We start from the raw sequence: 17,476 nt of genomic DNA on the forward strand, positions 1-17,476 counted from the left end.
ACGAAAAAAGCCTGTACATTACGTCAGTAGACGTAGCGTACAGGCTTTTGCTTATTCTACCGAAGCGCGTGAACGTTCGGCGAGCAACAGATAAAGCGCTTGTGTACCGGAATCAGCATGACCCAGCTCAGCAAGTTGTTCATATAAATCCTTCGTCAGTGCAAGACCAGGTGTCGCGATGCCCATCTCAGCGCCGCGTTCGAGAGCAAGACGCATATCCTTGATGAAGTGCTTGACGAAGAAACCAGGTGAGTAGTTTTCAGCGATGACGCGCGGAATCAAGTTCTCAAGGCTCCAGCTACCGGCAGAACCAGATTTGATCGTCTCGATGAATTGCGTCGGGTCAATCCCGGACCGCGTGACGAACAACAGCATCTCCGCTGTTCCGATCATCGAGCCGGCGATCGCGATTTGGTTCGCGAGTTTCGCTGATTGTCCTTTACCAGGACCACCGAAGAGTGAAATCGATTTTCCCATCGCTTCGAATAATGGCTTCGCTTGTACGAAAGGCGCTTCTTCACCACCGACGAGAATAGCGAGTGTCCCGTTCTTCGCGCCGAGGTCACCACCTGTGACAGGTGCGTCCAGTGCCTGAAGATCGCGTGCTGCCGCTTCCTGCGCGATGCGTTCTGCAAGAGCCGGACTGGATGTCGTCATGTCAATCAGAATTGTTCCTGGTGCCGCATGGTCGAGGATTCCGTCTTCGAAGTAGATCTGCTCGACGTCTTGCGGATAACCGACGATCGAGATGACGACGTCGACATCGGTGACGACGTCTTGAATCGTATCGACGATCTCGACACCATCTGCTTCAAGGACGAGTCCTTTTTCTTTCGTACGATTATATCCTTTGACTGTAAAACCTGCCTTGCGCAGGTTGCGGACCATGCCTTGTCCCATGACACCTAATCCGATGAAACCGACTGTCTTCATACGTGATTCCCCCTTGCACGTTCCGTGCCGATGAATTGTTGCGTTACGAGCTTATTATACAATGGATTGTCGACGACAAGACGATCATGTGTCCCGATGCCGGAAATCCGACCATCTTCAAGGACGATGATTTGATCGGCATGACGAACAGTCGCGAGACGATGGGCGATGACGAACGTCGTCCGTCCGACCATCAATCGCTCGAGTGCTTCCTGAACGACTCGCTCTGACTCGGAGTCGAGGCTTGACGTGGCTTCATCCAGCAATAGAATTTCCGGATCACGGAGGAGTGCACGTGCGATCGCAATCCGTTGGCGTTGACCACCGGACAACTTGACACCCCGTTCTCCGATTTCAGTCGCATACCCTTCCGGAAAACGTTCAATGAACGTATCGGTATTCGCCATTCGTGCAGCCTCACGGATTTTGTCTTCACTGACGTCTTCCGCAAGACCGTAGATGAGATTGTCACGTATCGTTCCCGATAAAACAGGTGAGTCTTGGGCGACATAACCAATCGCTTGGCGCCAAGACGATAGCGTCAAATCAGCGATGGATTGATCTCCGAGTCGGATTTGCCCGGACGTCGGTTGATAGAATCGCTCCAGTATCGCGAATAATGTCGTCTTCCCGGATCCACTCGGACCGACGATCGCTGTCGTCTTGCCGCGTGGTAACGTAAAGCTGACATCCTGTAGGATCGGCGTCTCATTGTATCCGAATGATAGGTGATCGACCGTGACGTCCGTAAACGGTCGCGGCGCAACAAGCGCTCCTGGTGCTTCCGGTGTCTCATCGAGAAGCTCGATGATTCGCTCTGTCGCCCCGCGAGCCTTCTGTAACTTCGTGATGAATTCAGTCATCGTCACGAGCGGCGTCATGATTTGGAACAAATAGAGTGAGAAGGCGACGAGTTCCCCCGCCGTGATCTGGTTCGTCGCGACGCGGTAGGCACCAAAGCCGATGATCAAGATCAACATCGTCGTTAAGGTGACGTTAAAGATCGGCAACAAGAGGGCTTGGATTCGTCCTTCCTTGACGCCATAGCCATAAAGATTCTCAATGCGAGTTTTCCCACGATATAACTCATAGGGTTCAGTCGCTTGTGATTTGACGAGTCGGACTTCGCCGAGCATCTCGGCGAAAAAACCAGATAATCCTGCGAGTTCCTTCTGAGTCTCACGGGATATCTTATGCAGCTTCCGCACGAGCGGGATGATGATTAGTAGCGTCACGGGTACAGCGATGACCATGACGAGTGTCATCTGCCAGTCGAGGAAGAACAGAATCGTGATCGCTCCGATGATCGAGACGAGTGATGTCAGCAGGCGGACGAGTTGCTCCGACAGCAATTGCTGGAGTGTCGTAGCGTCACTATTGAGTCGCGAGACGAGCTCACCTGATTTCGTCTCATCATAGAACGGAATCGATAAGGTCAACAGGTGTTTCCATAGGAGTGTCCGTAAATTAGCGACGATCCGTTGACCGACGATCTGTAACCAATAGATCGATAAGGCATTCGCGACGACTTGGACGACGAAGACAATCACGAACAAACTGATCAGCTGCGGAGTCAGTCGATCGACTGTAAAACCGTCAATCAACGTCTTTAAGAACCAAGGAATGGCGAGGGCAGCCAGCGCTTGGATGACGGAGACGGAAACGGCAGCGGATAATAATCCGACCGGGGGTTTCGTTTTTTTCAATAACAGGTAAAAAGATTGGAACGTAGCAGCGTTCATTTCAACACATCCTCTCTTTTCCATTGTCCGAAAGAACGAAGAAACGGTCAAATGGGAAACGCGACTTGACAAGAAATCTTTTGGTTTGTGACACTGATAGTGGAAACAACAAGGGAGGATGCAGATGTCTATTTTCGTAGATGCGGACGGATGTCCCGTTGTCGATCTCGTCATTCGACACCGACAGGGACGTGACGTCTTTTTAGTTTGTGATACAGCACACCAGATGATGCGGGAGGGGGCGACGACAATCACGGTCGGACAAGGACCAGATGCCGTCGATTACGCGATCGTCAATCGGATGAAACGTGGCGATCTCGTCGTGACGCAAGACTACGGTCTAGCAGCACTCGTCTTAGCACGAGGAGGACTCGCGATCGACCAAAACGGTCGTCAGTTCACGAACGAGAATATCGATTTATTGCTTCATACACGCCATGTCGGACAACAAATCCGGCGAGCAGGAGGACGGACGAAAGGACCAAAAAAACGGACGCGCGATGCGGACCGGGCATTTGAAGAGGCATTTCGTGCATTAGTGCAAACCAGCATATAAGGAAGACAGTACTCGAACTGTCGATCAAATAGGGACCATGCTATAATTTGTAACAGGAATGCATTCAGAAAGGAGGATACACGTTGAAACGAATCTTACGCGACCACTCGAAGGACCGTCCTTACCGATTGCGCCAAGGAACGGTTCCGGCATCAGCTGAGGCACGACTCACATCACTCGATCAACGTGAAATCAATCGATTACAACAGAATTTACGAGAAGTCGAACTGAAATTGAAGCAACGAAATGAAATCATGGAAGCGTTAGCGACACAAAATGTCGAAGCGGCCTGTGAGACCGTCCTGACGATCTTGTTGCAACTGCTCGATGTAAAAGAAGGTGCTATTCTCTTGTACCGTCGCGAACAGTTGAATCATTTCGTCGCGCAAGGCATCGACGAGATGGAGCTGATCGAAAAAGATCTCGATCAATATTCAGTCTTACGTCGGGCGTTCGTCATGCGTAAATCGGTTCAATTACCGATTGGCGATCAGTTCGAATCGGCGATCCCTGTCCAATCTCCAAGTAATGGACAAGTCGTCGGGTTACTTTATATTCGTCATGCTTTTCCTCAGTTCAATCTAGAGCAAGTCGGGGACTTACTTGATCTATCACGAAAACTCGGAATGACGCTTGAGCGCCATCTCCTGTTTCATCAGATGGAGCATGAAAAAATCAAGACGTATCAGCTCCTCGACTCGATTCGGGAAGCTGTCCTATACATCGAGAGTAGTGGGGAACAAATCTATGCGAACCAAGCCTTGTTGAACATGTTTCCACCGAAGCTCGTCAATCAGGCGCAAGGATTCCGCCACGCCTACGAACGGGCGACGTCGCTGTTTGAACATGTCGATCAGCCAGACGCACTCCATGACTACATCGGTCAACTGATGAATGGAGATATTCCGGGAGAAACGATCGAACTATCAGCGTTTCGAGGGAACTTGCTACTCAGTGCTTACGCCGAGCGGATTGCGATCGCAAACGTCGAGTGGGGTATGATGCTCGTCTTACGTGACGTGACGAAAGATAAGGAACTTGATCTCAAGCAGGCAGAATTCGTCTCGATCGTGTCGCACGAGTTGCGGACACCGCTCTCTTCCATCATGGGCTTCACGGAATTATTGATGAAACGAGAAGTCGATCCGAAGCGGCAAAAGCGGTATTTGCAGACGATTCATTCCGAAACCGTTCGTTTGGCGGAATTGATTAATGACATCCTGGAAATTCAAAAAGGAGAAGATTCGACGCATGGAACGCAAAAAGAACCGCTTGATGTGAAACAATTGATGTTCGAGATGAAACCGATGTTTGATCTTGCGAGTCGCGCGCATCGCATCAGCGTCCAGTTCGATCCAGGCTCCTATACGATTTCAGCAAGTAGTGAAAAGATGAAACAGCTGTTCACGAACTTGATCATGAACGCGATTAAATATTCACCTGAAGGTGGCGCAATCCGGATCAAAGGGTCAAATCAGTCGGATCAATTACGGATTGAGGTTTCGGACGAAGGGCTCGGTATACCGGAGAAAGCCCTACCTTTTATCTTTGATAAGTTTTACCGCGCAGATAACTCGGATACACGTAAAATCGGTGGAACCGGCTTAGGGCTCGCGATTTGCCGGATGATCGTGCTTGACCATGGGGGAGCGATTTCCGTCCAATCGACGGAAGGAGAGGGCAGTACCTTCATCATTCAACTCCCGCTCGACGCATGACCGACAATCGACTGAGAAAGGAGGAAGACACGGTGAATAACTCACACATTCGTTATGAAGCATTGCATCCGCTCGTCGAAGAGATTCTTGAAAAGCTGAGTGAACGAATCGGCATCAATACGTTATTTTTTGCATTAAATGATTCATATAGCAACTTTGTCGTCAAGGCGATCAATCAAGAACGACAATTGATTGAAGAAGGCTCGACCCATGTCTTCCAACATGTCCTCTGTAAGTTGGTCGTCGATGAGACGGACGGGAAGGTCTCGATCAATGAATTGCTCAATGATCCGTTAACGGTCAATCATCCGGTCACGAAAGCTCTTGGAAACGGTAGCTTTTTAGGGGTGGCGATCAAAAACGCGGAGAATGAGAAAATCGGAACGTTATGTGCCTTCGATGATCAACCATTCGACTTCAAGGAGCAGGACATCGCACTTGTGGAACGATATGCCGACATCATTAGTAAATCAATCAATGTCGAAACGTACGTCATTAAGGATGCCCTGACAGACGTCTATAACGAACGCTATATGAATCGGTTGATTTCAAGCGTGACGATTCATCCGGCATTCCTGATGGTACTGAACCTCGACCGTTTTCATGCGATCAATGCGACGCATGGATACCGATCCGGAAACGAAGTATTGCGCGAAATTGCAAATCGACTGAAGTATGTCCCATTACCGAATCATGTCGTCGGAAGAATGGATGGTAATGAATTCGTCGTCTTAGCGGCACTTGAGCAGGAACAGGAATTCGAACAGCATGCAGAAGAGTATGCTCGCATCGTCACGGAAGCGATTGAACAACCAATCGTTGGTGTTGCGGACGAACCGATTCACGTGACGGCATCGTCTGGGGTCAGTCTCCTGACTGGTGACATGGCGAGTCGTCAGACGCAAATCTACGCGGCGGAAGCCTTGATGCAACAAGTGAAACACGACGGGAAACGTCGAACCTCGTTCGTCAATCCGAACCGACATGCGGAGCAGCACCCATTTGCATCGGTCCTTGAATCAGAGCTGTCGCATGCACTGGAACGGGGACAGTTCGAACTTTATTACCAATGGATCGTCGATGCGAAACAAGAACATTATGTCGCGGTTGAAGCACTTTTGCGCTGGAACCACCCAGTGCTTGGCTTCGTAAGTCCGACGGATTTCATTCCGATTGCTGAGAAGATGGAGATTTTTCCGGACATCGGTCGATTTACGATCTGTCAGGCCATCTTGGACCAACGTCGGCTAGAAGAAACGTTTGGTCGTAAGATTTCCGTCGCCGTCAATCTATCGGCAAATCAGTTCGAGTCGGATCAACTCTTTTCCGAGTTAATTCGACTAACAGAAGAGTCTTACTTCCCGGATGAGCGTCTCATTCTTGAAATTCGTGAGGAAGTACTGCAAACACGTCGTCGTTTTGCGATCAAACGCTTGGAACAGTTACGCCAAGCAGGCTATCGTCTGACCGTCGATCATTTCGGCAGTCATTACGCGTCACTCAATTCGTTGTTACGCCTGCCTGTTCAAGCGGTCAAACTCGATCCAATCTTTACGCGTCGACTCGTTCAAAATCAGCTGGAACGTTCGATGATTCGCTCTGTCCATTCCTTGACGTCGACGTTGAACATCGCGCTCGTGATTCAGGAAGTCGAAACACCGTCACAGCTGCAGCACATTCAAACGTTAGATGAGTTGTTGTATGTGCAAGGATACGAGGTCCATCATCCTCAACCCATCGATCAACTACTCGTCGAGGACATCATACGAGGGCATGCTGAGGTTTAACCGTTCTTCAGTCGGGAATACCTTAAAATGTGGAACAAGTACATTTTAAGGGGGATGCCAAATGGCTGATCAACACGATAAAGAAACGGATCCGATTACTTCAGGTAACCGAATGACGAAGGATGAGATTGCGGGGCGTGATCCGCAGGACCATGCGGAGGTTCCGGAAAAATCGAAGGATGAAAAAGAATCGAAGCATCCAGATCAAGAAGCAGACACATCAAGTGAAGAAGCTTCAAGTGAAGAGGCTCCCGATTTGTCCCATGTTTCAGATGAAGATGGCGATGTCCAGCCTTCTGATGAAGACCAGCAAGATAAAGAATAACTAAAATGAAAGGCAATCGATGTCCGGCAGAAATGCTGGATATCGATTGCCTTTTTTGATGGAGTAAAAGATTACTCGCCACCGCCACCGCCGTCACCACCACCATCAAATCCTCCGTCGATCCCGCCGTCTGTCGCATGGGACGTGTCGGTCAAATCAACAGGGAAGAGTAAGAACGGAATCGCGTCGGCGCCGTCCGGTGGGAGAATCGAAGATGGGAAGAGCTGTTGCAGGATTGTTTGTTGACTTAAATACAATCGGATTGCTGTCAAATAGACTAAGTCCTTCCGGTATTTAAAATGTAAATCGGAGCGTAACGCCTCTGCCATCCGTTCGAGTGACGAAGTGTGAACGTTTGGATCACCGAGTAACGCAAGCATGCCGTGGAACGACAGCGGAACATGGTGTTTACGATGTATCTTACGGGATGCCTCCACTTGTGCGATATAGCGATCCCAATCGTCTTCAGGCAATAAAGCGAATATTAAGGCGACGACATACGTCTGTTGAGCGCGTCCGAACCATCGTTTAAGTCGTTGATAGACCGTTTCGATACGCGAGGCGAGTTCGTCTAACTCACCGCGTGTCGTAGCATGAAAATAGACGAAAGAGATCAATAGCGGTGACACGATGAACCGATGTTGTTTTTTGAGGCGTGTGTATAATTGTACCGTTCGTTCAAGTACCGCGTCCTGTGGAGTAAGACGGCTGATGAACAGGGCAGTAGAGTAGGCATTCAAGGGATGCGACAAGCGATGCGATTTAAAATAGCCATGAATCGACATCATCTCAGCAATCCGACTCGGTGTGTGGGCGTCAAAGGCATGAATCTTCGAAGCAAGCAATAATGCCTGGGTGGTTTGTGTACGCAAGCGTATTTTTAAGTCATCTGCTGTCTCAAGCAATACACTTGCGGAAACCTGCTCCGTTCCGATTGTCCGGTCGAATGCCAGTTCGATGAGAATACCATCCTGATAGGTTCTGAATTCTGGTCCGATGTGATCAAGCTGTCGCAAGAAAGTCGTCGCGATCTCCATGACTGTTCCTCCTCTGCCTTTTCTTCTAGTGTATCACGCAGTGAAAGCGTTCTCTTATTTTTTCAGTTGGGTGTCAATCAATTGTTCTGCTGCGCGCCGGTACAAGTTACTCATATGAGCCATCGCTAAGATCTGTTCCAGTGGGTCGGTCGTCGAGGCGGTTAGAGCCTCTCGTTCCGTTACGAAGCGGGCTGTATTTCGCTCTGCTAACATGAGATAGTCACGGTAAAATCCTTCAAGATCGAGTTGATCCTGTTCGATCCCTTCGTTCAAGGGCGCGAGAATCGTCTTGATATCATTGATCGAAAACGAACTTTTCAATTGATAAATCAAGCTGATCAGAATCAAGTGCTCCTTCGTATATTTTTTATTCGTGACCGGAAAGAATAATTTCTTTTTGGCATAATTGTTGATCATCGTCTTCGTCAAAATCGTCTCATCTGTACTTCGCGTCGTTTCCTCGAATGTCCGCTCGAACAGTTGGATGACTTGATCCATATAGAGATCGATATTCGGAATATCTTCGAGCCGTAATTGACGATCGTGTCTCGTGTCATCAGAATGTGTCATAAAAAAACCTCCAAAATCGCTAAAATAGGACTTTCTACTTCTCCATCATATGATAGAATACGTATATAACGCCATGTAGTATTCGAAACTACATATCAGGGGAGGAACGAAAGTGAAAGCTTATATGAGAGAACCGATTAATGGATTAACGCATCTTGGAGGGGCTGTCTTTGCTTTTGTCGGGTTACTGGCACTTGTCATTAAGGCATCGTTAGAACGGGGGGCATCACTTGCGATCGTTGCAGCGATTATTTTTGGTGTCAGTATGATGGCGCTCTATGCCGTCTCAGCGACCTACCATATGGTGCTTGCGAGCGACCGGGCAATCGCAATCTGGCGTCGGTTGGATCATTCGATGATTTATCTGTTGATTGCCGGGTCTTACGCACCGTTTTGCCTCGTCAGTCTGAACGGCCCGACTGGTTGGGTCTTGTTCAGCATCGTCATGTTGATTGCAGTCTCTGGAATTACCTTCAAATTGGTTTGGTTCAACAGTCCACGTTGGTTATCAACGACGCTCTACATCGGAATGGGCTGGATCATGGTATTTGCGATCACACCACTTGCGCAAGTTTTATCACCGCTCGGCATCGGATTATTGTTCCTTGGTGGTATCTTCTACACGATTGGTGGCATCATCTATGGGCTGAAGCCACGGATCTTATCGTTCAAACATCTTGGATTCCATGAAATCTTCCATATCTTCGTACTACTGGGTAGCCTAGCGCACTTCCTATGTGTCTACTTCTTCGTCTTATGAGGATGTCCTCCTTCAGTCAATGGCTGAAGGAGTTTTTTTGTGTCTGATGGAAAATACAGGAGAAGTCGAGTGTCCTCACGAATGAAAGAACGAATAGATCACGCATAGGAGGAAAAGCATGAAACACACACGATGGTAATTAGAGACACTCTACACGATTGATGATGTCAAAGCAGGAATTGCTACGATACAAGCCGCGTTGACGAAACATCCGGCTAATGTGGCAAAACAGGTCGAGCGTTATCAGCAAGTCGCGCGCGACGTCGAGGAATGGAGCGACTTCATTTATTGTCTGTACGCTGAAGATGTCACGCGCTCAGAAGTCCATCCATTGCTCGAAGAGATCGAAATCGTGCAAGCGATGGTGCGCAGTGAGGCGGCAGCACTCGATACGAAGATTGCCGCACTGTCACAAGAAGAGTGGGAGGAGCTCGTCACGGGTTCACCATACGCCTTTTTCTTGAATGAACGCCGTGACATCCAGTCGCGTCGTGCACCACTGGTTCAGGAACAATTATTGCAGGATCTCGGTGTGGATGGGTTCCAAGGCTGGGGGCAGCTCTACAAACAGCGTTTCATGGCATTGCGCGTCGACTTGGACAAAAAGCAGGTCACGATCGGTCAAGGGCTGCACGAAGCGATGTTCGCACCTGACCGTTCGGCTCGTTTAGCGGCAGCGACAGCAGTTGACACCGCTTGTGCACAAGAAGCTGACCTGTTTGCGACGATTCTGAACCGGATTGCCGGCTTCAGATTGCAATCCTACAAGATGCGGAACTGGGAGCAACCGTTGACTGAGTTGCTTGAGCAGAACCGGATCTCGGAAGCGAGCCTAAAAGCGATGATGGAAGCACTCGATCAACACCGCGATCTCTTTCACGCCTATTACTCTCGGAAGATTGCCCAGGCGGAGCGGGTGACGGGAGAATGGCATGATTTTGAGACGAACACCTATCGCTCCGCGCGTCACGTTCCGTTTGAGATGGCAGAGACCATCGTCACGACACAATTCAAACGATTGAATCCGCAGCTCGGCGCCTTCGCGGAAAAAGTGTTTAGTGAGGGATGGGTCGATGCAGAGAATCGTCCTGGAAAAGCAGAGGGCGGATTCTGTGCTGCCTTTCCGATTGCCAAAGAGAGCCGGATTTTCATGACGTACCGTGATAGTTATCCGGACGTCGCGACGCTCGCTCATGAATTCGGTCATGCCTATCATAATTATTTACTGCAAGACGAACCGTATTTAAATCAAGTCAAAGGAACGAGCATCGCGGAGACGGCTTCGACGTTCATGGAGAATCTCGTGCTCGATGCTGCCATCAAAGAGACGACGGAGCGGGAGGAAGTGCTCGCTCTCCTAGAGGTCAAGATCCGGGAAGGGCTGAAATATGCCAGCATCGTTCCCGGAATGTTCCGTTTCGAGCAACGTTTTTATGCGGAACGTCAGCAAGGGACAGTCAGTGCCGAACGGTTAAGTGAACTCCTGCAAGAGGAAGAACGGTTAGCCTATGGTCCGGTATTGCCTGAACCGGCGCGCTATAAATGGATGTACATCAGTCACTTGTTCAATCCGAATCTTGCGTTCTACAACATTCCCTACACGATCGGTTATCTGCTCAGCAATAGTTTGTATCAGGCGGTTCAAGCGAATCCGAGTCAATTTTCGACAGTCTTTGAAGCGGTCATGCATGATTCCGGTCAAGCGACGATCGATGAGATCGTTACACGTCATCTCGACGCTGATCCGACATCTGTCGCGTTTTGGATGGAAGCCCAGCAACCGCTCGTCCAGGCAATTGAGCAGTACCTGAAGTTAACGGAATCCTCTCTCTCCGTCGATTGAAGACGAATCGAAACGGGAACAGAAATGTAGGGAGGGATGCGGATGTATGAACAGGAGAAACAATTAGTCGCTGAGGCAGCACTAACTTACGTGAAAAATGGGATGATAATTGGTCTTGGGACGGGTTCGACGACGGAACGATTCATCGAGGCGCTTGGTCCACTTGTGCAGGCTGGACTACAGATTCAAGGTGTGGCGACGTCACTTGCGACGGTCCGACTCGCGGAACAGTTACACATTCCGTTGATTGACTTGGAAGAGGGAATGGAAATCGATGTGACGATTGATGGGATTGATCAGATTGACGGACGATTTCAAACGATCAAAGGTGGTGGCGGTGCACTATTTCGCGAGAAAATCGTCGCACTGATGAGTCGGGAATTGCTCTATCTGACCGATTCTTCGAAGTTCGTTCATCATTTAAGCGGACCGTTACCGGTCGAACTGGATCCGTTTGCGTTACCGTATGTGCGGCAACGGTTGCGTGATAAGCATGTCTTAGCAACGCTACGCGTGAAAGACGATTGTCCCTTCGTTACAGATGGAGGTCACGTGATTCTTGACGTCGATGTATCAGCCATCTCGGACGTCCGAGTATTCGCAAAAGAAGTGAAGAGCTGGTCGGGTGTACTCGAGACCGGTTACTTCGAGCGACAGCCCGATCATGTGCTGACGGTCGAAGAGGGCAAGGTCAAACGTATCGCGCATCCACGACTGCGTGACGGTGGTGGGTTGGTTTAAGGAAAGAAAGAAGGAAACCGTATGGGCTTGAAAAAACGATATTTATTCGGAGCGGGTGTCATTGCCGGTGCGAGTCTACTGTTGTTCAGGAAGCGGGAACAGAGCACACAGACCGATGCGTTACGAGACTATTTAGCGCATCTCGATCAGGATCCGAGTCCAGATGCTACGAAAGACCCGGATGAGGTCGGATTGACGAAACTGGATTCGATCTATCGGTCGGAGTGGCAAGCGAATGGTTTTCCACGTTCGCGGACGGAGCTAGAGAAGCTTGAAAAATAACAGCAATTAGCTATGAGGTATTTAAACGGCTTGAGTCCAGGATTTGAACGGGCTCTAGCCGTTTTAATTGTAGTTGCAATAACATAGCCGTATATTTAGAAAAAGTTTTTTAAGAATATGAAAGTTTTTTTAATGAGTTAGTAGCTCTTTAAACAAAGAAAATCAATTCGTCTAACTTCTCTTGTAAGGATTTTGGGGTATACATCGGATCATTAGACATCAAGCGGAATGTGCCATATACGTCTTCCGAAATAAGAACTGTAACACATTCCCTTTCGCTGTTCTCAGTTATAAAAAATCTACCATCTGTTATAAGGGCTTCACCACTCGGAATCTCTAAATTATCGCCTACCGAAAATAAAGTGATATCTCCCATGCGTTCAGTGATTATATTGATTAAGAAAAAACATTTTTTAAATTTTTGAATGCTATCAACGTCTATTTTAGCGAATTTATAGCTATCTCCTTCACCTAGCCAGTGGATAGATAAATTCTGATCTTGGCAGTATTCTGTGACATTTTCCTCGATAAAATAATGAAATCTCATGTAGAAATACAACATATTGATTTGCATTTTTTTCGAAATGAACCGTAGCGATGTTTCATCCATGTTTCCTAAAAGATCCGCGTAATAAGCTTCAGGAAAAGAACTATTAGATTTAATCGGTATGTATTGATTGGTTTCGATATCATTTAATGTTTGCAGCTTAATTTTCATTCATTTCTCCTTGCGTATATTTAGTTGAAATGGTGATGTGTTATATCAGGTTGAGGCTTTTTTGTTCGAAAATAATAAAGCTTACGTATAGAATCTATAATGTATAGTATGGAAAAGGAAATAATCATGCTGATCCGTGAGGTGGATATGTGAATAAAGGACTATTAATACGATGTTATATTGCTTGTTTTATACTGTTTATCACGACAATGCTAATTGGTCGCTATGAACTCAACACAAATATTTTTATGATTTTAACATTTGGAGTTATTCTGCTCGTACTTAATTTACCTATCCGGGAGTTGGATCGGTATAACAGACAATCGTTATCTTACTGGGCATTTGTTTTCAAAATGATAACAGGTGCTATTTTAGCGGCTGTTGTATGTTTTTCCGTTATGGTGATGATTACTCCGTAAATCATTTTACGTATCTATCCATTACAATGATGTTTGAAAAGCTAATCATGTACTGTACATATTGAATTCGTTCTTTACTCGAAACATTCATCTCAATAGCGTTAAAATGACCTGATTGCTACATCAGGTCATTTTAACGCTATTGTTTTACTCTAATAAAAGCCCGGAGATGAGTACAGTCGCACATACTAGGAAAGACCAGATTAATATGTTTCTAAGTCGATTAATTGCGAGGTCATAGGTTACAAATAATATCATATAGATACTAATCGAGAGTGTTTTTACAAACGTGCCATATGTGGCACTATCTTTAAGTATAAAAAGCACAATACTTACTATAACAATAGATAGATTGACACCAATTACTAGGACTCGAAAATTTGGTTGCTCTACTTTTTTTGTAAAGAAAAGAAGGATCGTGAGACCTGCAATAGCAAGATTGGTATACATTAATATTTCGCTCATACTGTCTCCCTTAGTTAGATTTCATTGATATTAATAAAATGGAGTGTTAGAGAACATTTTAGGTACAACGATATAAGATGCAGCCTTTAATTAATATATCATTTTCATCCCGTGGACATCTAAGGATTCTAGTTTATTGAACGACACATTAGAAGTGTGTCATTTAATAGACGTACAATGGAAGAGTCTTGACCACGATTTAAAAGAGAACTATCTTACTTTAAATATTAAAAAAAAAGTGAAAAACAGCACTCAAAATCTCTTTTCCTAAAGCACGGTCTGGTAAGATGTGGATTGTATCAATCATGATTCAAGGAAAAACATTGTTTTCGAAAGGAGATTCATTGGATGAAAACCTTTTTAAACATCAACATAGCTAGCTTTTTATATGCCATCGCTTTATTCGTTCCATTACAATTCATGCTAAATATCAATCGAATCATAAGACTTACTGATATATCTTCAAGTATGTTTTGGACTCTGAATATCATGATCGGATGCCTCACTCTAATCAGTATTCCTTTTTTTATTAGACGGATCACCTTCACGTCCACTCTACATAAGTCGTTTGAACGAATCATCTGTCTTTCCTGGTTCGTCTACTTTGTTTTATTCACATATCTCATAAGTAGGATTATTCCAGTCACGAATGAAGGAGACATGCCAAGCCCTGGTTTAGGCTTCATTTTAATCACCATTGTATTAACGTACCCACTTTTTGTAATGGTTTCTAAATTTCTTATCGTGGATCAAAAGTCGATGAAAGATTGAAAAAGTAGCAATTTGAAAGAAATGAATGATGTTATGAGGAATCTACTGCTCCCGAACATTTTTTACAGATCTTAATAGAGGGATGTAAGATACATAAAATTTCATAGCATTAAGGAGAGGGTATTTTGAAAAAACGATATTTATATTTCTATTCGACAGTCATTGTATTAATCGGGGGAAGCTTGTATTCGTATCAAGCAGGATATATCCCTTATACAACACCTTATATAGATAAAGAGCATGAGGAGTTGATGGATGCTAAGACCGTCAATTCAGTCAATCGAAAAGACTACATCGATAGATCGATGCGAGATATGGCTAACTTTGCACCTTATTCGACGGGTGATTCCATTACAAAGAATGTGACCATGAATGAACTAAGGTCGAAGATTGATACGATGTACCACATCGAAAAATCTTTCCAATTCAAGTCGAATGATCCAGAATCAAAATCCTTACAAAAAGTAGCGAAGAACTATACTGCTTATATTGAGGCGCTTGAATATGTTGCGAGCAATATGCACGGTAAGGAATCGATGAACGTCGATCAAGCAAACTATCTGAAGAGTGCTTGGAATGAGGTCGTTACACCTGCACAATATATAAAAGATGAGGTCGATCGTTCTCAAGAAGGAGAGGCCGTCATGTTTGAAAAAGAAATTACTTCAGTTTGGAACTAATATGGATGGGGTTTAGGATGGATAAATTTGAACGTTTCGAATGACACAGTTAGATTACGACCTTATAAAGCTAGAATCTATAATATGGATTAAATGATATACAATCTAAACAGCCCTGAATCCTAATGATCCAGGGCTGTTTTCATGCCTTTTAATATGTAAGCGATCCTGCAATGATCAAACCGATCGAAATCGATAAGAAAAGGAGTAACAAGCCGACTGCTTCGTTGTTCGCATCAATCTCTTTCGTCATGCTCAAACGTGGGATTAGTAAATCCGCGAGATAGAATAAGACGATTTGTAAGACGATCGCGAGTGCGCCCCATAACACCATATCGAGAATGCTGACGGAGTTCGAGATACTCGAATAGAGGACGATGGCAAGACCAAGAATTCGTCCACCGAAGGCGTAGACGGCTGCTTTCTTCCCGTTACGGATGAGTTCGAGCTCCTTTGATTTCGTCGTCACCTCGAACAGGACGACACCGATTGCAAGGAGTACGGTCGCGACACCGATATACGAGAGCGTTGAAAGGAATAGATCACTGAATGTCATGCTGGTACCTCCATCATGATTTTTTATTTTTTTTGCGTTGTTCGTATGCAACATACAATTCAAGCAGTGCTCCGACGAGAATACCTGCTGATACATACAAATAGAAGTTGTCACCAATGAATCCGAACAAGAGACCTAAAATGAGGCCGATCAGGATATAGGGACCTTTTGCTAACTTCATGCCAATCACCTACCTCTTCTTTAAAGGTAGCGGATTTCAGAGGTGACGTCCATCGTTATTCTTGAAAGCTGACGGCAGATTCTGCATTAGGAGAAAACAGGACGACTTGATTCCGTCCTTGTTGCTTTGCTTGATAGAGAGCAGCATCCGCATCCAGTAGAAGATCGTCGATTTGCAGTGTCGTCTCATCGTATGCGGCTAAACCAAACGATGCTGTGAGCGGTAGCTCTGTCGTCGCTAGTCGGAACGGACTAGAAGCGATCCGTTCGCGTAATTGCTCTGCTAAAGGCAGGACTTCAGCAAGCGGAACACCCTCGAACAGGACTGAAAACTCCTCACCGCCGTTACGGGATAAATACCCGCTTTCTGCCACTCCATCGCGCAGTCGATTGGCGAACTGCCGTAGCACCTCGTCGCCCGCCTCATGTCCATACGTATCGTTGACCTGTTTAAAATGATCAATGTCGATCGTCAACAACACGACCGACTGTTTGGTTAGAATCAATCGCTGTTTGACATCCGTGAAGTATTCATTAAAGGCGCGTGAATTGTTCAATCCTGTCAAAAAGTCGAGTTGCGCTTTTTGCCGAAGCATCCGTAATGATTGTTTGGTCAACCGAATATCGCGGATGATCAGTAGGGCGAGCCAGCTACTGACGAACGATGCAGGAATGACGACTGCCATCACTTCAAGTAGAAGAATCTGTTTCGGTAAGACAATCCATAAGACAAGAGCGTGTAAAGCCGTCGCGTAGAGCGTCACGAGTGTGAATGTTCGTTTTGCATAAGGTGGCACTTCGCGAACGATTAAGCTCGTTCCTAAAGCAATGGCGACAATGAAGCCGAATGCGGTGAAGGCTGCTAGATTCGTTCCTAAACTGAAACGATAGATGATAATTGCAATCGTCACGATCGTTGTCGGGATGGCGCCACCAAAATAGGCAGCGACGACGACCGGAATATGACGCAAATCAACCATGACGCCAGGTGCTGCTTCAATCGTCATCTGCATGAGTAGTAACGAGATGACACTTAGAGCTAGACCGTACAATACGCGTGTCAGCCATGGGGATTCACGGGTGATCGGGAGCGGTGATAATTTTCCGAGCAGATAGAAACCAGCCATTAATAGCGTCACGTTATGCAAGACGTCAAAAAGGATGCTTTTCATGAAATGTCCATCCCTTCAAATAAAGTACGTTACTTAAAAGACATACGCCATAAAAGGACTAACTCCTGTTCCTTGAAAAAATAATCTATTTGATGCAATTGTGTCTATAATGTGAACTTATGATTTCTATAAGCTGTACTTATAGTTTGACGGAATTTAATTGACCTCTTCGACACTGCGTTGTTAAATGATGAAGAAGCGATATGAAAGCGCTTACTAAA

At 46.2% G+C, this 17,476-nt stretch carries 17 protein-coding genes; 9 read left to right on the forward strand and 8 right to left on the reverse strand.

What is annotated here, in order from left to right; genetic code table 11:
- Window positions 1–51 precede the first annotated feature (51 nt).
- Both KNQ12_RS10060 and KNQ12_RS10065 read right to left on the reverse strand, forming a co-directional pair.
- The gene (locus KNQ12_RS10060) at window positions 52–933 is read right to left on the reverse strand and encodes an NAD(P)-dependent oxidoreductase (RefSeq protein WP_214747875.1); all 882 of its coding nucleotides are present in this window, start codon (window positions 931–933) and stop codon (window positions 52–54) included.
- The gene (locus KNQ12_RS10065) at window positions 930–2,675 is read right to left on the reverse strand and encodes an ABC transporter ATP-binding protein (RefSeq protein ID WP_214747879.1); all 1,746 of its coding nucleotides are present in this window, start codon (window positions 2,673–2,675) and stop codon (window positions 930–932) included. Before KNQ12_RS10065 ends, KNQ12_RS10060 begins: the two co-directional genes overlap by 4 nt.
- A 124-nt stretch (window positions 2,676–2,799) precedes the next feature.
- On the opposite strand from KNQ12_RS10065, the gene KNQ12_RS10070 reads away from it, so the two are divergent.
- From KNQ12_RS10070 to KNQ12_RS10085, 4 genes are all read left to right on the forward strand, one after another.
- On the forward strand, window positions 2,800–3,231 hold the full coding sequence (locus KNQ12_RS10070; RefSeq protein ID WP_058265220.1) for a YaiI/YqxD family protein: 432 nt from the start codon (window positions 2,800–2,802) through the stop codon (window positions 3,229–3,231).
- Window positions 3,232–3,314: 83 nt separating this feature from the next.
- A complete protein-coding gene (locus KNQ12_RS10075; protein ID WP_251055784.1) occupies window positions 3,315–4,949 on the forward strand; it encodes an ATP-binding protein in 1,635 nt (544 codons plus the stop codon).
- A gap of 32 nt (window positions 4,950–4,981) precedes the next feature.
- Window positions 4,982–6,736: an EAL domain-containing protein gene (locus KNQ12_RS10080; protein ID WP_353047614.1), complete on the forward strand. Its 1,755-nt coding sequence runs from the start codon at window positions 4,982–4,984 to the stop codon at window positions 6,734–6,736.
- Between the two features lie 61 nt (window positions 6,737–6,797).
- On the forward strand, window positions 6,798–7,061 hold the full coding sequence (locus KNQ12_RS10085) for a hypothetical protein (protein ID WP_058265222.1): 264 nt from the start codon (window positions 6,798–6,800) through the stop codon (window positions 7,059–7,061).
- Between the two features lie 71 nt (window positions 7,062–7,132).
- On the opposite strand, the gene KNQ12_RS10090 is transcribed toward KNQ12_RS10085, so the two are convergent.
- Window positions 7,133–8,098, reverse strand: coding sequence for a DUF4003 family protein (locus KNQ12_RS10090; RefSeq protein ID WP_214747882.1), 966 nt, complete (start codon window positions 8,096–8,098; stop codon window positions 7,133–7,135).
- Between the two features lie 54 nt (window positions 8,099–8,152).
- Window positions 8,153–8,668 carry a DUF1836 domain-containing protein gene (locus KNQ12_RS10095; protein ID WP_214747885.1) on the reverse strand — a complete coding sequence of 172 codons (516 nt, stop codon included), beginning with the start codon at window positions 8,666–8,668 and terminating at the stop codon, window positions 8,153–8,155.
- Window positions 8,669–8,780: 112 nt separating this feature from the next.
- Here KNQ12_RS10095 and trhA point away from each other — a divergent pair, with 112 nt between their 5' ends.
- The 4 genes from trhA (at window position 8,781) to KNQ12_RS10115 (ending at window position 12,294) form a co-directional block, all read left to right on the forward strand.
- Window positions 8,781–9,428 (forward strand): PAQR family membrane homeostasis protein TrhA, encoded by a 648-nt coding sequence (trhA, locus tag KNQ12_RS10100; RefSeq protein ID WP_023467814.1) that lies wholly within the window; start codon window positions 8,781–8,783, stop codon window positions 9,426–9,428.
- 199 nt (window positions 9,429–9,627) lie between these two features.
- Window positions 9,628–11,271 carry a M3 family oligoendopeptidase gene (locus KNQ12_RS10105; RefSeq protein WP_214747888.1) on the forward strand — a complete coding sequence of 548 codons (1,644 nt, stop codon included), beginning with the start codon at window positions 9,628–9,630 and terminating at the stop codon, window positions 11,269–11,271.
- A 42-nt stretch (window positions 11,272–11,313) separates the two neighbouring features.
- A complete protein-coding gene (rpiA, locus tag KNQ12_RS10110; RefSeq protein WP_214747891.1) occupies window positions 11,314–12,012 on the forward strand; it encodes a ribose-5-phosphate isomerase RpiA in 699 nt (232 codons plus the stop codon).
- A gap of 21 nt (window positions 12,013–12,033) precedes the next feature.
- A complete protein-coding gene (locus KNQ12_RS10115; RefSeq protein WP_214747894.1) occupies window positions 12,034–12,294 on the forward strand; it encodes a hypothetical protein in 261 nt (86 codons plus the stop codon).
- Between the two features lie 148 nt (window positions 12,295–12,442).
- Here KNQ12_RS10115 and KNQ12_RS10120 read toward each other — a convergent pair whose 3' ends face one another.
- Window positions 12,443–13,012 (reverse strand): hypothetical protein, encoded by a 570-nt coding sequence (locus tag KNQ12_RS10120; RefSeq protein ID WP_214747898.1) that lies wholly within the window; start codon window positions 13,010–13,012, stop codon window positions 12,443–12,445.
- A 1,780-nt stretch (window positions 13,013–14,792) separates the two neighbouring features.
- On the opposite strand from KNQ12_RS10120, the gene KNQ12_RS10125 reads away from it, so the two are divergent.
- On the forward strand, window positions 14,793–15,347 hold the full coding sequence (locus tag KNQ12_RS10125; protein WP_023467821.1) for a hypothetical protein: 555 nt from the start codon (window positions 14,793–14,795) through the stop codon (window positions 15,345–15,347).
- Between the two features lie 151 nt (window positions 15,348–15,498).
- Here the strand turns inward: KNQ12_RS10125 and KNQ12_RS10130 are convergent, their stop codons facing one another.
- From KNQ12_RS10130 to KNQ12_RS10140, 3 genes are read right to left on the reverse strand one after another with little or no spacing between them, the layout of a single operon-like run.
- Window positions 15,499–15,903: a DUF350 domain-containing protein gene (locus KNQ12_RS10130; protein WP_023467822.1), complete on the reverse strand. Its 405-nt coding sequence runs from the start codon at window positions 15,901–15,903 to the stop codon at window positions 15,499–15,501.
- A 13-nt stretch (window positions 15,904–15,916) separates the two neighbouring features.
- Window positions 15,917–16,084 carry a hypothetical protein gene (locus KNQ12_RS10135; protein ID WP_023467823.1) on the reverse strand — a complete coding sequence of 56 codons (168 nt, stop codon included), beginning with the start codon at window positions 16,082–16,084 and terminating at the stop codon, window positions 15,917–15,919.
- Between the two features lie 55 nt (window positions 16,085–16,139).
- Window positions 16,140–17,255, reverse strand: coding sequence for a GGDEF domain-containing protein (locus KNQ12_RS10140; protein WP_214747901.1), 1,116 nt, complete (start codon window positions 17,253–17,255; stop codon window positions 16,140–16,142).
- Window positions 17,256–17,476 lie beyond the last annotated feature (221 nt).

The sequence above is a fragment of the Exiguobacterium sp. s11 genome, assembly GCF_018619015.1.
Taxonomy (GTDB): Bacteria; Bacillota; Bacilli; order Exiguobacteriales; family Exiguobacteriaceae; genus Exiguobacterium_A; species Exiguobacterium_A indicum.